Raw genomic sequence first — 14,105 nt, forward strand, 5'->3', positions numbered from 1 at the left:
CCCAGCGTAGGGAGTCGATGCCCAGCAGGGACACCGGCACGCCCCCGGCACTCCCCTGATCCTTTCCCCGCGGGACCCCTAAGGTCCCCCGCCGAGGCCCTCGCGACGTTTCCGCCGGTCCCGCGTTCGGCCCGACCCCGCCTTGGGAAAGACACATCCAAGGTGACACCATTCACCTCCCGTTCACCAGGCATCGACCCGCCCGGTGATCGACCGACGACGCGGGAGGGATCCTGATGGCCGAGGTGGGCGTCCCCAAGGTGAGCGTCGTCGTGCCGGCGTACAACTGCGGCCCGCACATCGAGAAGCTCGCCGCCTCGCTGCTGCGCCAGTCACTGCCCGCCGACGAATTCGAAGCGATCTTCGTCGATGACGGCTCGACCGACGACACAGCGGAGCGGCTGGACCGGCTGGCCGCCGAGCACCCGCACATCAGGGTGTTGCACATCGAGAACTCCGGCTGGCCGTCACGTCCGCGCAACCTCGGCATCGACCACGCCCGCGGCGAGTACGTCTTCTTCGCCGACGACGACGACTGGTTCGCCGACGAGGCGCTGGAGCGGCTCCACGCCTGCGCGAAGGCGAACGACGCCGACATCGTGGTGGGCAAGATGGCCGGGTACGGGCGCCCCGTGCCGCGGGAGCTGTTCCGCAAGAACCGCTTCGACGCCACACTGGGCAACTCCCCCCTGATCGACAGCCTGACCTGCCACAAGCTGTTCCGGCGGTCGTTCCTCAACGAGCACGGTCTGCGGTTCCCGGAGGGCGGCAAGCGTCGGCTGGAGGACCACTCGCTGGTCGTCCGGGCCTACTTCCTGTCCCGGCGCACCTCGGTGCTGTCCGACTACACCTGCTACCACCACGTCCAGCGGGGCGACGCGCGCAACGTCACCGCGGGCCAACTGGACCCGTCGAGCTACTACGCCAGCGTGCGGGAGTCGCTGGACGTCGTGGACGCCAACACCGAGCCGGGTCCGCTGCGGGATCGGCTGCACCGGCGCTGGCTGCGCAACGAGATGCTCAGCCGGCTGCGCGGCAAGCGGCTGTTGAACGCCCCCGAGGCATGGCTGGATCAGGTCGCGCTGGAGATCCAGAAGGTCATCCAGGACCGCTTCGCCCCCGGTGTCGCGGGCGGTCTGCCGCCCCTGCTCCGAGCCGTGGCGTACCTGGCGGAGCAGGGCCGCGTCGCGGACCTGCGCAGGCTCGCCCGCTGGGAGGCGGGCATCGCCGCACACGGCACGATCGACGAACTCCGGCGTACCGACCACGCCGTCACGGTGACCGTCGCCGCCGAGCTGCGCGCCGCGGACCAGCCGGTCGGCTTCCGCGCCGACGACGGCCGCGACGTGCTGGTGCTCCCGATGGAGGAGATCGCCCCCGAGGTGCTCGACGCCACCGCGCAGGTGCGCAAGGCCCGACTGGACCTGGTGGCCCGCCACCGGGAGACCGGCGCCGAGATCTTTCTTCCGAACACCTTCGAGACCGACCGGATCACCGGTACGACCGGAGCGGACACCGTCCACCTGGTGCACCGGGCCACCGCCACGATCGACTTCGCCGCCCTCAACGGCGGCCGGACCAGGGGCAGCTGGCTGCTCAAGGCCCGGATCACCAACGTGGGCTGGACCGAGGACGCGCGACTGCCGCTGGTGTTCATCTGCCGGGCCGACGGCTCGCGACCCCGGATCCGCGACGAGCGGAAGGTGTGGAACCGGGTGCGGTCGGCGGTAGGCCGTCGGATCAAGCGCTGATCTGCCCGCCGGGGTCCTGGAGTGGCGCCCTCGACCGATGGGCGGTCGGCTGCGAAACTGTGTGCCGGTCAGCGAGTGGGGGGTGTGGATGAGCAACGGCTGGGTGCTGCCCGACGAGGTGCTACGGGACGCACCGGCGTACACGCCACGTCCCGGTGAGCTCGCGGATCTGGAGCTGCTGCTGACCGGCGCGTACGCCCCTCTGACCGGCTTCATGACCCGCGCCGACCTGGTCTCGGTCAGCCGGCGTGCCCGGCTGGCCGACGGCACACCGTGGCAGGTCGCTGTCGTCCTCCAGGTGCCGGCCGCGCTGGCGCAGAGCTTCGATCCGCGTGACCCGGCCCGCCGGGCGCTCGTGCTGACCGACGGGGAGGGCGCCCCGGCGGCCGCCCTGGACGTGGCCGACGTCTGGCCGGTGCGCGAGGGCGTGGCGGGCGTGGGCGGCCAGGTTCGGCGGCTGGGCGACGGTGGGCACGGTCCGTTCCAGCGCCTGCGGCGCAACCCGGAGGAGGTCCGCGCGCTGCTGCCTCCGGGCCGGGTGCTCGGGGTGATCGCCGATCGGCCCCTGCATCGTCCACAGCTCGCCCAGATCGCCCACGCCGCCCGCACCCTGGCCGCTCATCTGCTCGTGATGATCCCGGTCGGCGAGGGCGGCGTCGACGGGCTCCCGCCGGAGGCGCTGGTCCGTACGATCTTCGCCGCACGGGACCGGATGCCGCCCGCCACCCTGGTCGCGGTGCCGCTGTCGCACCGCCGCGAGGAGATCAGCGACGCGTTGCTGCGCGCCCGGGTTTCGGCCGCGTACGGGGTCACCCATCTGCTCTCCACCGGGGAGATGCTCTCCGGCGCCGGGCTGCGGGTGCTGGTGCCGCGCGAACTCGCCTACGACAACCGGGACGGGCAGTGGCGGTGGCGGGAAGACATCCCACCGCGCAACCGCCGGCTCGCGCTGACCCAGCCGGAGATCGACGACCTGCTCGACCGGGGCTTCCCGCTCCCGGAGTGGCACACCCCGCCCGCCGTGGCACGGGAGTTGGCCCGGGCCCGGCCGCCGCGTCGGCAGCGCGGGCTGGTGGTCTTCCTGACCGGCCTCTCCGGCTCCGGTAAGTCGACGATCGCCCGAGGGCTGGCGGACGCGTTGCGGGAGAGCGGCGACCGTACGGTGACCCTGCTCGACGGGGACGTGGTGCGCCGGGAACTCTCCGCCGGGCTGGGCTTCAGCAAGGCCGACCGGGATCTCAACGTCCGGCGGATCGGCTGGGTGGCCGCCGAGACCGCCCGACACCATGGGGTGGGCATCTGCTGCCCGATCGCCCCGTACGCGGCGGCCCGGGCCACCGCCCGGGAGATGGCCCTCGCCGCCGGGGCGGGTTTCGTGCTGGTGCACGTGGCCACCCCGCTGGAGGTGTGCGAGCGGCGGGACCGCAAGGGCCTGTACGCGCGAGCGCGGGCCGGCCTGCTCACCGGGATGACCGGCATCGACGACCCGTACGAGGAGCCGACCGACGCCGATCTGGTGCTCGACACCACCGACCTGAGCGTGGCGGACGCGGTGCAGGCAGTGCTGCACCACCTGACCGAGACCGGCTGGGTGGAGCTGAAGATCACCACCGCCTGAGGCGTCGCCGTACCCGTTCCTTCCACAGCTGAGCGGCACGCGCTAGTGTTCATCTTTGTTGGAACACGTTTGACCGCGTGAGAGTACGTGGACGTCCGGGGAGGCACGGCGGATGCTCGCTCAGCAGCGCCAGGCGGCCATCCTGGAGTGGGTCCGCTCGACCGGCGGCGTCCGGGTCAGCGAGTTGGCAGGCGAGTTCGGCGTGTCCGACATGACCATCCGGCGTGACCTCGATGCGCTGCACGAGCGCGGCCTGCTGGCCAAGGTGCACGGCGGCGCGACCACGACCGGGCCGAGCTCGACCGACGAGCCGGGCTTCCGCGCCAAGTCGGTCCGCCAACTGCCGGAGAAGGCAGCCATCGCCGACCGGGCGGCTCAGCTGGTCCGGCCGGGAGCGGCTGTCGCGCTCTCCGCCGGCACCACCACTGCCGAACTGGCCCGCCGACTGGTGGACGTGCCCGAGCTGACGGTGGTGACCAACTCGCTGCCGGTGGCCGAGATCATGCACGCCGGCGGCCGCCCGGACCAGACGGTGGTGCTCACCGGCGGCGTACGCACACCGTCGGACGCACTGGTCGGCCCGCTCGCGGTCGGGGCCGTCCGGTCGCTGCACCTGGATCTGCTCTTCCTGGGCGTCCACGGCATCACCGAGCGGGCCGGCTTCACCACCCCGAACCTGATGGAGGCGGAGACCGATCGGGCGCTCGTGGCGGCAGCGGACCACCTGGTGGTGCTCGCCGACCACACCAAGTGGGGCACGGTCGGCATCTCCTCGATCGTCGCTCTGGCGGCGGCCCACGTACTGGTCAGCGACGACCGGTTGCCTCCACCCGCACGACGGGTACTCGGCGAACAGGTGGGCGAACTGATCATGGTGAAGGCGACAGGGGCGGGCCGCGTGACGCGCACGCCGACAACTGAGGGGACGGCGCCGTGAAGCGCACCGCGATCGACCTGGCCGACGGCCGGGAGCTGATCTACTTCGACGAGCGCGACGACGCGGTCCGCGACCAGCCGGACCGCCGGGACCTGCCGCCGCCTCCCCCCGCGTCGCAGCTGCGCTACGACCCGTTGACCGACGAGTGGGTGGCGGTCGCCGTGCACCGGCAGACCCGCATCTTCCTCCCGCCGGCGAACGAGTGCCCCCTCGACCCGTCGGTGGGCGACCGGCTGACCGAGATCCCCGCACCCGACTACGACGTGGTGGTCTTCGAGAACCGGTTCCCCTCGCTGAGCGGTCGGGTGGCCGAGGAGCCCGGTGCGATCACCCCGTTCACACCGGTCCGGCCGGGCCTCGGCCGCTGCGAGGTGGTCTGCTTCACGTCGGATCACAACGCCTCCTTCGCCAGCCTGCCCCCGCGCCGGGTCCGCACCGTGCTGGACGCGCTCGCCGACCGCACCGAGGTGCTCGGCGCGCTACCCGGCGTCGAGCAGATCTTCTGCTTCGAGAACCGGGGCGTCGAGATCGGCGTCACGCTGCACCACCCGCACGGCCAGATCTACGCGTACCCCTTCGTAACGCCGCGCACCCGCGCGCTGCTGGCCGCGGCACGCCGGCACGCCGAGCGGACCGGCGGGGGCAACCTGTACGCGGACGTGCTGGCCGCCGAGCGCGCCACCGGCGACCGGGTGGTCACCGAGAACGAACACTGGACGGCGTTCGTTCCGGCGGCCGCCCGCTGGCCGTTCGAGGTGCACATCGCGCCGCACCGAGTGGTGCCGGACATCCCGGCGCTCAACGACAGCGAGCGGGACGCCTTCGGGCCGCTCTACCTGGACCTGCTGCGCCGCTTCGACGGCCTGTTCGACATGCCGATGCCATACATCTCGGCCTGGCACCAGGCGCCCGTGCGGGTGGACCGCGAGCTGGGCCACCTGCACCTGCAGCTGTTCAGCATCCGGCGGGCCTCTGACAAGTTGAAGTACCTTGCGGGCTCGGAGTCCGGGATGGGCGTCTTCATCAACGACATCGCCCCGGAACGCGCCGCCGACCTGCTGCGTGCCGTCTGAAAAACCTGCAGTGCGCGGCGCGGCATGAGCTTCTCAGGAAACAGGGCGCGGGGGGCCCGGACAGGGCCCCCCGCAGGGAAGGGACGGCTGGCTGTGCACGGCACAGCCGGGAAGGCTGGCTGATCGGCGCACGGGTGCCGCGGGTCGACCGTGGTCAACCTTCCGGGACGCGACTGGCATCTCGTCCATCCTGGTCAACGAATGGCGCCGGCCGCAGTGACGCCGACCGGCGCGGCGGCGCCGGACACGCCGAAGCCCGCCGGCAGAGGTGCCGGCGGGCTCCGATGACGCGGTACGCCTGGATCAGGCAGCGATCTTGCGGGCCAGGTTCTCGTCGAGCGCGTTCATGAACTCGTCGGTGGACAGCCACGGGGCATCGCGCGAGATGAGCAGCGCGAGGTCCTTGGTCATCTGGCCGCCCTCGACGGTGTCGACGATGACCTGCTCCAGGGTGTTGGCGAACTCGGTGACCGCCGGGGTGCCGTCCAGCTTGCCCCGGTGGGCCAGGCCCCGGGTCCAGGCGTAGATCGACGCGATCGGGTTGGTCGAGGTCTTCTCGCCCTTCTGGTACTGCCGGTAGTGCCGGGTGACAGTGCCGTGCGCGGCCTCGGCCTCGACGGTCCGGCCGTCCGGGGAGAGCAGGACGGAGGTCATCAGACCCAGCGAGCCGAAGCCCTGCGCGACGGTGTCGGACTGCACGTCACCGTCGTAGTTCTTGCAGGCCCAGACGTAGCCGCCCTCCCACTTGAGCGCGGCGGCGACCATGTCGTCGATGAGCCGGTGCTCGTAGGTGATGCCGGCAGCGGCGAACTCGGCCTTGAACTCGGTCTCGAACACCTCGGCGAAGATGTCCTTGAACCGGCCGTCGTACGCCTTGAGGATGGTGTTCTTGGTGGACAGGTAGACCGGGTAGTTGCGGTCCAGTCCGTACCGGAACGACGCCCGGGCGAAGTCCCGGATCGACTCGTCGTAGTTGTACATGCCCATGGCGATGCCGCCGCCGGGGAAGTTGGCGACCTCCATCTCCATCGGCGCGCCGCCGTCGGCCGGGGTGTAGGTGATGGTCACCGTGCCCGGGCCGGGGACGACGAAGTCGGTGGCCTTGTACTGGTCACCGTGGGCGTGCCGGCCGATGATGATCGGCTTGGTCCAGCCGGGGACCAGCCGCGGCACGTTGGACATGATGATCGGCTCACGGAAGACGACGCCGCCGAGGATGTTGCGGATGGTGCCGTTGGGCGACCGCCACATCTTCTTCAGGCCGAACTCCTCGACCCGGGCCTCGTCCGGGGTGATGGTCGCGCACTTGACGCCGACGCCGTGCTCCTTGATGGCGTTGGCGGCGTCGATCGTCACCTGGTCGTCGGTCTCGTCGCGGTGCTGGATCGACAGGTCGTAGTAGTGCAGGTCGACGTCGAGGTAGGGCAGGATCAGCTGCTCCCGGATCTGCTTCCAGATGATCCGGGTCATCTCGTCGCCGTCGAGTTCTACGACCGGGTTGTTTACCTTGATCTTCGCCATCGGCCGGCGCTCCTCTCGGGGGACACGTGCTCAAGCAGTACGAGCGTACTGCAATTGGGCCGGCAGCCCCCAGCCGGCCTCGACCGGCCGGCGAAACCGGGCTGCGCGGAACAGGAATGCCCTGGAATCATCGTCCGATGCCACTGAACCGCACCCTCGGGTCTATCACGGTCACCGCACTCACCGACGGTGAGGGTGCCTTCTTCCAGCCCCGCGCGGAGGCGTTTCCGCAGGCCACAGCGGCGCACTGGGCGGAGGCCGACCGGCGCGACCCCGATTCGGTGACCACCGACGGGCAGTGGTGGCTGCCGTTCCGCAGCTTCGCGATCCGCGCCGGCGACGGGCCGGTCACCCTGGTCGACGCCGGGATCGGCCCGGCCGACGCACCCGCCGCGAGCTGGGCGCCAGTGCCGGGGCGACTGCCCGCCGAGTTGGCCGCCGCGGGCATCGACCCGGCCGATGTCGACACCGTCGTCCTGACCCACCTGCACAGCGACCACATCGGCTGGGCGGTCGCCGGCACACCGGGCCGGCCGTACTTCCCGAACGCAAGCTACCTGGTGCAGCGCGCCGAACTCGACGCGGCGGAGACGCTCAACCCCGGACTGCCGGCCGGCCTCATCGCGCCCTTGCGCGCCGCCGGCCAGCTCCGGGTGGTCGACGGGGAGACCGCCCTCACCCCGGCGGTACGCCTGCTGCCCACCCCCGGCCACACCCCCGGCCACCAGTCCGTGCTCCTGACCTCGGCCGACGAACGGATGCTGCTCACCGGGGACCTGCTGGTGCACATGGTGCAACTCGTCGACCCCGACCTGGCGTACGCCCACGAGGAAGACCCGGAACAAGCCCGCACCTCCCGGCGAACCGCCCTGCACACCCACTCCCCCACCGTCCTGGCCACCCCCCACCTCGGCACCCCCTTCACCCCCACCCCCACTCTTGTTGATCATGAAATTATTGCCTCGACTCGCCGATGAGACTGGCAACAACTTCATGATCAACAGGGGCTTGGGGGTGGGGACGGGGAAGGGCGCGCCGGCTCTGCCGGCGCGCCCTTCGCTGAAGCGGTTCTTCGGGGAACTACATGCTGGAGATGTCGCCCTGCTTGGCGCGGACGGCTTCGGCAGCCTCCAGGAGGCTGGCGCGCTCGTCGGCGTCCAGGTCGGTCTCGACGACCCGCTTGACGCCCTCGGCGCCGATCTCGGCCTCGACGCCCAGGTAGACACCGGAGATGCCGTACTCGCCGTCGACCCAGGCGCAGACCGGCAGGACCTCGCCGGAGTCCTCCGCCACGGCCTTCGCCATCCGGGCGGCGGCGGCGGACGGGGCGTAGTAGGCCGAACCGGTCTTGAGCAGCGCGACCACCTCGGCGCCACCGTTGCGGGTCTTGACGACCAGCTCCTCGATCTGCTCGGCCGGCATGGCCTCGCGCAGCGGCTTGCCGTTGACGGTGCTCTTCGACGGCACCGGGACCATGGTGTCGCCGTGCGAGCCCAGGGTCAGCGTGCGTACCGAAGCCACCGGCACGTTCAGCGCCTCGGCGACGAAGTTGCTGAACCGGGCGGTGTCGAGCATGCCGGCCTGGCCGAGCACCCGGTTCTTCGGGAACTGGGTGGCGAGCTGGGCAAGCGCGGTCATCTCGTCCAACGGGTTGGAGACCACGATGACGACGGCGTTCGGGGCGTACTTGGCGACATTCTCGGCGACCTGGCGGACGATCTTGGCGTTGGTCTCCAGCAGGTCCATCCGGCTCATGCCGGGCTTGCGCGGCAGACCAGCGGTGATCACGACGACGTCGGAGCCCTCGATGCTCTCGTAGCCCTCACCGTTGGAGCCGGTGGTCACGCCGACCACCTTGGTCTCGAAGCCCTCGATGGCCCGGGACTGGTTGAGGTCGAGCGCGAGGCCCGCGGGCTTGCCCTCCACGATGTCGGTGATCACTACGGTGTCGAAGACGTCGTACTCGGCCAGGCGCTGTGCGGTGGTGGAGCCGTAGAAGCCAGCCCCGACGACAGTGACCTTCTTACCCATGGTCGTCCCACTCCCTGATACCAGTCGGTTTTCCGGACCGTATCAGTCATCCTGGCACCGATCAGGCCAGGGGCAGCGGCCATCGCCGGGATGGGGCGAACGTCACCGCCGTCCTGGTTCGGCGCTGCCGACGTGTCTGTCAGCCGCGCTCGGCGCGCTCGACGACATTGGTGAGCAGCATGGCCCGGGTCATCGGGCCCACGCCACCGGGCATGGGGACCAGCGCGCCGGCCGTCTCGGCCACCTCCGGGGCCACGTCGCCGGTGTAGCGGCCCTTGCCGTCCGCGCCGATCACGCGCGTGATGCCGACGTCCACCACCACCGCGCCTGGGTTGATCAAGTCGGCGGTGAGCAGACCCGGTACGCCGGCCGCGACGATGACGATGTCGGCGGCCCGGGTGTGCGAGGCGAGGTCGAGGGTGCCTGTGTGGCAGAGGGTGACAGTGGCGTTCTCGCTGCGCCGCGTGAGCAGCAGGCCGAGCGGTCGGCCAACGGTGTTGCCGCGACCGACCACCGCGACGGTGGCCCCACGTAGCGCCACGTCGTGCCGGCGGAGCAGCTCGACGATGCCGCGCGGGGTGCAGGGCAGCGGACCGTCGTAGCCGAGCACGAGGCGACCCAGGTTGACCGGGTGCAGGCCGTCGGCGTCCTTGTTCGGGTCGATCAACTCGAGCACCCGCTGGGTGTCGAGGTGGGCCGGCAGCGGCAGTTGAACGATGTAGCCGTGGCACGCCGGGTCGGCGTTCAGCTCGGCCAGCACGTCGTCGACCTGCTCCTGAGTGGCGTCGGCCGGCAGTTCGCGGCGGATCGAGGCGACGCCCACCTCGGCGCAGTCGCGGTGCTTGCCGTTGACGTACGCCTGGCTGCCCGGGTCCGCCCCGACCAGGACCGTGCCGAGCCCCGGGATGATGCCGCGTTCCGCGAGTGCCTTCACCCGGATGCGCAGCGCGTCCTTGATCTCCGCTGCGGTTGCCTTGCCGTCCAGAAGCGTCGCCGTCACGACCAGATCGTCTCACGGCCACCACCCCGCGGATCAGACGACCTCGCTCGGGCCGTCCGCCGCCTCTGCGGTGGGGCGGCCACCGGGGCGGGCCGGGCCACTGTGGGGCAACCGTCGACGGAGTGACCGTGCGTGAGGTGTTGCTCGTCACTCTCGGTCACAATTTGTGGATTCGATCACGATCGAACCAGACAGGACAGGCCCGTACCGCAGAGAAGGGACGCCAGCCCCAGGCGGCACCGAAGCGGCCCAGGCGGGGCCGACCACTTCGCGAACCATCGCGATTTCCGCAGGCCATCGCCGACAAACCCGGTTTCGGCTAGCACATTCGCTCGCCCCCGACAAGTTAGGCAACCCCGGACCGTTACCCACCTGCAACCGCGTCGTTGTCGAAGGCTCGTCGCCGACCTACCGTTACCGCTTGTTGCGCAGCGTAACCCAGCGTCGGGCCTGACTGCGCAGCGTGAGGAGATGAGGAGGCTCAATGCGAGTTCGTAGACTCGCCGCCTGGACCGCCCTCCCGCTCGCGGTGACGCTGGGCCTCGCGGCCTGCGGCAGCGGCGGAGATGGTGGATCCGGCGGCAACGGCAGTTCGGCGGTCAGCATCCAGATCGCCGAGCCCCAGCACCTGGTTCCGACCAACACCACCGAGACGTCCGGGTCCCAGGTGCTCGCCGGCCTGTTCAGCCCGCTCGTCGACTACGACGCCCAGAACACGCCGTACGAGGTCGCCGCGCAGTCGATCACCTCGTCCGACAACACCGTCTGGACGATCAAGCTCAAGGATGGTTACACCTTCCACAACGGTGAGAAGGTCACGTCCGAGGACTACATCAACGCCTGGAACTACGGCGCTTACGCGCCCAACGGCCAGGGTGGCAGCTACTTCTTCGAGAAGATCGCCGGCTACGAGGACCTGCAGGGTGACAAGCCGAAGGCCAAGGAGATGTCGGGCCTGAAGAAGGTCGACGACCTGACCTTCCAGGTGACGCTCTCCGCGCCGTACATCGACTTCAAGACGATGCTCGGCTACAACGCGTTCTACCCGCTGCCGGACGCCGCGTTCTCGGCTCCGGGCGTGCTCAAGGACTCCTACGAGCAGACGCCGATCGGTCAGGGCCCGTTCAAGATGAAGGGTGCCTGGCAGCACGACAGCAAGATCGACGTCGAGCGCTACGACGCCTACCCGGGCGACAAGCCCAAGGTGAAGGACGTCGAGTTCCGGGTCTACCAGCAGCTCACCGCGGCCTACGCGGACGTGCTGGGCGACAACCTGGACGTGCTCCCGACGATCCCGACCGAGAGCCTTGGCAACGCGCCGACCGACCTGGGCGACCGTTACCAGACCAGCCCGATGTCGTCGTTCCAGTTCCTGGCCTTCCCGACGTTCGACAAGAACTTCAGCAACCCGGACGTGCGTAAGGCGATCTCGATGGCCATCGACCGGGACGAGATCACGAAGTCGGTCTTCAAGGGCTCGCAGCAGTCGGCCCGTTCGTTTGTCTCGCCGGTGCTGCCGGGCTACCGGGACAACACCACGGGCGCAGCCGGTCAGTTCAACCCGACCGAGGCCAAGAAGCTCTACCAGGCCGCCGGCGGCCCGTCGAAGATCGTCATCTCCTACAACGGCGACGGCGGTCACAAGGACTGGGTCGACGCGACGGCCAACCAGCTCAAGGCCAACCTGGGCGTGGACGCCGTCGGCTCGGCCGAGCCGAAGTTCGCCGACCTGCTCACCAAGGTCGAGAAGAAGCAGCCGGTCGGCATGTTCCGCCTGGGCTGGGTCATGGACTACCCGTCCATGGAGGACTACCTCGGCCCGCTGTACAGCACGAACGGCTCGTCGAACTACTACGGCTACAGCAACAAGGAGTTCGACAAGCTGGTCAAGGAGGGTTCCGCCGCCAAGACGCAGGACGAGGCGATCGCCAAGTACCAGCAGGCGGAGGACATCCTGGCCAAGGACATGCCGGTGATCCCGCTCCGCTTCGGCGAGAACGTGTTCGGCCACTCGTCCAAGGTCAAGAACGTGGAGATGGACCTGTTCCAGCGGGTCAACCTCGTCAAGATCGAAGCAGCCAGCTGAGCTGACCATGGTGCGGGCCACCCGGGCGACGAAGCCCGGGTGGCCCGGACCGCGCCACCGGGGCCGGGCCGCAGCAGCGGACCCGGCGTCGGTGGTGCCGGCTCCCCCGGGCCGGACGGCACGTCTCGGATATTTCGGGTACGACCAGAGATGCCGTCCTGCGACCCTTTCGCACATTTCCGGAGAGACTGCTAAGCATGTTCCGCTACATCCTGCGGCGCCTACTGCAGATGGTCCTGGCGTTCTTCGGGACCACCCTGATCGTCTACGCGCTGACATTCGCCGGGCAGGGCGACCCGATCCAGGCGCTGGCCGGTGAGCGGCCGGTGACGCCGGCCCAACGGGCCTACCTGACCGAGAGATACCACCTGGACGCGACGGGCGTCGGTGGTTTCTTCTACCGCTACTTCGACTACGTGAAGAACCTCCTCAGGGGCAATCTGGGCGAGTCGCTCACCGGCCGGAACATCGGTGACATCCTCCAGTCGGCCTGGCCGGTCACCGTCCGGCTCGCGCTCATCGCGCTCGCTGTGGCGATCATCTTCGGCGTCACCGCCGGGGTGCTCGCCGGCATCCGCCGGGCCAGCATCTTCGACAACTCGACGCTGGTGCTGACCCTGCTGGTGCTGGGCATCCCGACGATCGTGCTGGCGCCGCTGGCGCAGTACTTCCTGGGCGTCAAGTGGCAACTCTTCCCACCCACCGCCGGCTCCGACCCGACGTTCTACGCCCTCCTGCTGCCCGGCATCGTGCTCGGCTCACTGTCTCTGGCCACCGCACTGCGGCTCACCCGGGCCTCGGTGGCCGAGAACCTGCGCGCCGACTATGTCCGGACCGCCCGGTCCAAGGGGCTGGTCAAGCGCCGCATCGTCGTCGTCCACGTGCTGCGCAACTCACTGATCCCGGTGGTCACCTTCCTCGGTGTGGAACTGGGCAACCTGATGAGCGGCGCGATCATCACCGAGGGCGTCTTCAACATCCCGGGCGTGGGCTTCAACCTCTTCCGCGGCATCCGCACCGAGGACGGCCCCCTGGTGGTGGGCATCGTCAGCGTGCTCGTCGTGGTCTACCTGGTCTCGAACCTGGTGGTGGACGTCCTGTACGCCGTACTCGACCCGAGGATCCGCTATGAGTGACTTTGAGACTGTGGCGGCCAGCGAGAACCAGGCCGCACGGCGTGGCCCCTCGGGCGAGCCGGGCGCACCCAACCAGGTCGGCGCCCCGCAGAAGCCCCGCAGCCTGGCCGGAGACGCCTGGCGCGACCTGCGCCGTAACCCGATCTTCTGGATCTCGCTGACGCTGGTCGCCATCTTCACCCTGATGGCGCTGCTCCCCGGCGTGTTCACCGCCAACGACCCGAACGACTGCGTGCTGTCCCGGCAGCACGCCGGGCCGTCCGGCGGGGCCATCTTCGGGTACGACTTCCAGGGCTGCGACACGTACTCCCGGGCGGTCTACGGCACCCGGGCCTCGCTGCTCGTCGGCGCGCTCGCCACGCTCGGCACCGGAATCATCGCGCTGGTGGTCGGCATGCTGGCCGGTTACTTCGGCCGCTGGGTCGACGCCGTGCTCTCTCGGGTGATCGACGTGGTGCTCGGCATCCCGCTGCTGCTGGCCGCGATCGTGCTGCTCAAGCGGGTGTCCAGCGACAGCCAGTGGGCACGGATCGGCGCGGTCATCTTCGTGCTGGCGCTCCTCGGCTGGACCACCGCCGCCCGGGTGGTTCGTTCCTCGGTGATCACCGCCAAGGAACAGGACTACGTCGCGGCGGCCCGGATGCTCGGTGCCGGCAACAGCCGGATCATGTGGCGGCACATCCTGCCGAACTCGCTGGCCCCGGCCATCGTGGTGCTGACCATCGCGCTCGGCTCGTTCATCGCGGCCGAGGCGACGCTGTCCTTCCTGGGCATCGGTCTGAAGGCGCCGACCATCTCGTGGGGCCAGGACATCGACACCGGCCGGATCCACATGCGGGAGGCGGCCACCCCGCTCCTCGTCCCGTCGGCCTTCCTCGCGTTGACCGTGCTGGCGTTCATCATGCTCGGCGACGCGATCCGTGACGCCTTCGACCCGAAGCTGCGGTGAAAA

Annotated in this window: 11 protein-coding genes; 8 read left to right on the top strand and 3 right to left on the bottom strand. The window is 69.9% G+C overall.

Features of this window, described 5'->3' with window-relative positions; translation table 11 throughout:
* Positions 1-236 precede the first annotated feature (236 nt).
* The 4 genes from ABZS40_RS32230 (at position 237) to galT (ending at position 5,379) form a co-directional block, all read left to right on the top strand.
* The gene (locus ABZS40_RS32230) at positions 237-1,751 is read left to right on the top strand and encodes a glycosyltransferase family 2 protein (RefSeq protein WP_354947853.1); all 1,515 of its coding nucleotides are present in this window, start codon (positions 237-239) and stop codon (positions 1,749-1,751) included.
* 88 nt (positions 1,752-1,839) lie between these two features.
* Complete coding sequence (gene cysC, locus ABZS40_RS32235; protein WP_354947855.1) at positions 1,840-3,369, top strand: adenylyl-sulfate kinase; 1,530 nt, start codon at positions 1,840-1,842, stop codon at positions 3,367-3,369.
* 112 nt (positions 3,370-3,481) lie between these two features.
* Positions 3,482-4,306: a DeoR/GlpR family DNA-binding transcription regulator gene (locus tag ABZS40_RS32240; RefSeq protein WP_354947857.1), complete on the top strand. Its 825-nt coding sequence runs from the start codon at positions 3,482-3,484 to the stop codon at positions 4,304-4,306.
* Positions 4,303-5,379 (top strand): galactose-1-phosphate uridylyltransferase, encoded by a 1,077-nt coding sequence (galT, locus tag ABZS40_RS32245; RefSeq protein WP_354947859.1) that lies wholly within the window; start codon positions 4,303-4,305, stop codon positions 5,377-5,379. The genes ABZS40_RS32240 and galT overlap by 4 nt, the downstream gene beginning before the upstream one ends.
* A 303-nt stretch (positions 5,380-5,682) precedes the next feature.
* On the opposite strand, the gene ABZS40_RS32250 is transcribed toward galT, so the two are convergent.
* On the bottom strand, positions 5,683-6,900 hold the full coding sequence (locus tag ABZS40_RS32250) for an NADP-dependent isocitrate dehydrogenase (protein ID WP_354947861.1): 1,218 nt from the start codon (positions 6,898-6,900) through the stop codon (positions 5,683-5,685).
* 137 nt (positions 6,901-7,037) lie between these two features.
* Between ABZS40_RS32250 and ABZS40_RS32255 the strand changes: the two genes are divergently transcribed.
* Positions 7,038-7,877, top strand: a complete 840-nt coding sequence (locus tag ABZS40_RS32255) for an MBL fold metallo-hydrolase (RefSeq protein WP_354947863.1) — start codon at positions 7,038-7,040, stop codon at positions 7,875-7,877.
* A gap of 103 nt (positions 7,878-7,980) precedes the next feature.
* Here the strand turns inward: ABZS40_RS32255 and ABZS40_RS32260 are convergent, their stop codons facing one another.
* Together ABZS40_RS32260 and ABZS40_RS32265 are read right to left on the bottom strand one after the other, a co-directional pair.
* Positions 7,981-8,931: a malate dehydrogenase gene (locus tag ABZS40_RS32260; RefSeq protein ID WP_354947865.1), complete on the bottom strand. Its 951-nt coding sequence runs from the start codon at positions 8,929-8,931 to the stop codon at positions 7,981-7,983.
* Between the two features lie 139 nt (positions 8,932-9,070).
* A complete protein-coding gene (locus tag ABZS40_RS32265; protein WP_354947866.1) occupies positions 9,071-9,931 on the bottom strand; it encodes a bifunctional methylenetetrahydrofolate dehydrogenase/methenyltetrahydrofolate cyclohydrolase in 861 nt (286 codons plus the stop codon).
* Between the two features lie 484 nt (positions 9,932-10,415).
* Here ABZS40_RS32265 and ABZS40_RS32270 point away from each other — a divergent pair, with 484 nt between their 5' ends.
* From ABZS40_RS32270 to ABZS40_RS32280, 3 genes are all read left to right on the top strand, one after another.
* On the top strand, positions 10,416-12,017 hold the full coding sequence (locus tag ABZS40_RS32270) for an ABC transporter substrate-binding protein (RefSeq protein WP_354947868.1): 1,602 nt from the start codon (positions 10,416-10,418) through the stop codon (positions 12,015-12,017).
* Positions 12,018-12,214: 197 nt separating this feature from the next.
* Positions 12,215-13,153, top strand: a complete 939-nt coding sequence (locus ABZS40_RS32275; RefSeq protein WP_354947870.1) for an ABC transporter permease — start codon at positions 12,215-12,217, stop codon at positions 13,151-13,153.
* On the top strand, positions 13,146-14,102 hold the full coding sequence (locus ABZS40_RS32280; protein ID WP_354947872.1) for an ABC transporter permease: 957 nt from the start codon (positions 13,146-13,148) through the stop codon (positions 14,100-14,102). The genes ABZS40_RS32275 and ABZS40_RS32280 overlap by 8 nt, the downstream gene beginning before the upstream one ends.
* The last annotated feature ends 3 nt before the right edge of the window (positions 14,103-14,105 follow it).

Source organism: Micromonospora sp. NPDC005324 (assembly GCF_040607155.1).
Lineage (GTDB): Bacteria > Actinomycetota > Actinomycetes > Mycobacteriales > Micromonosporaceae > Micromonospora > Micromonospora trifolii.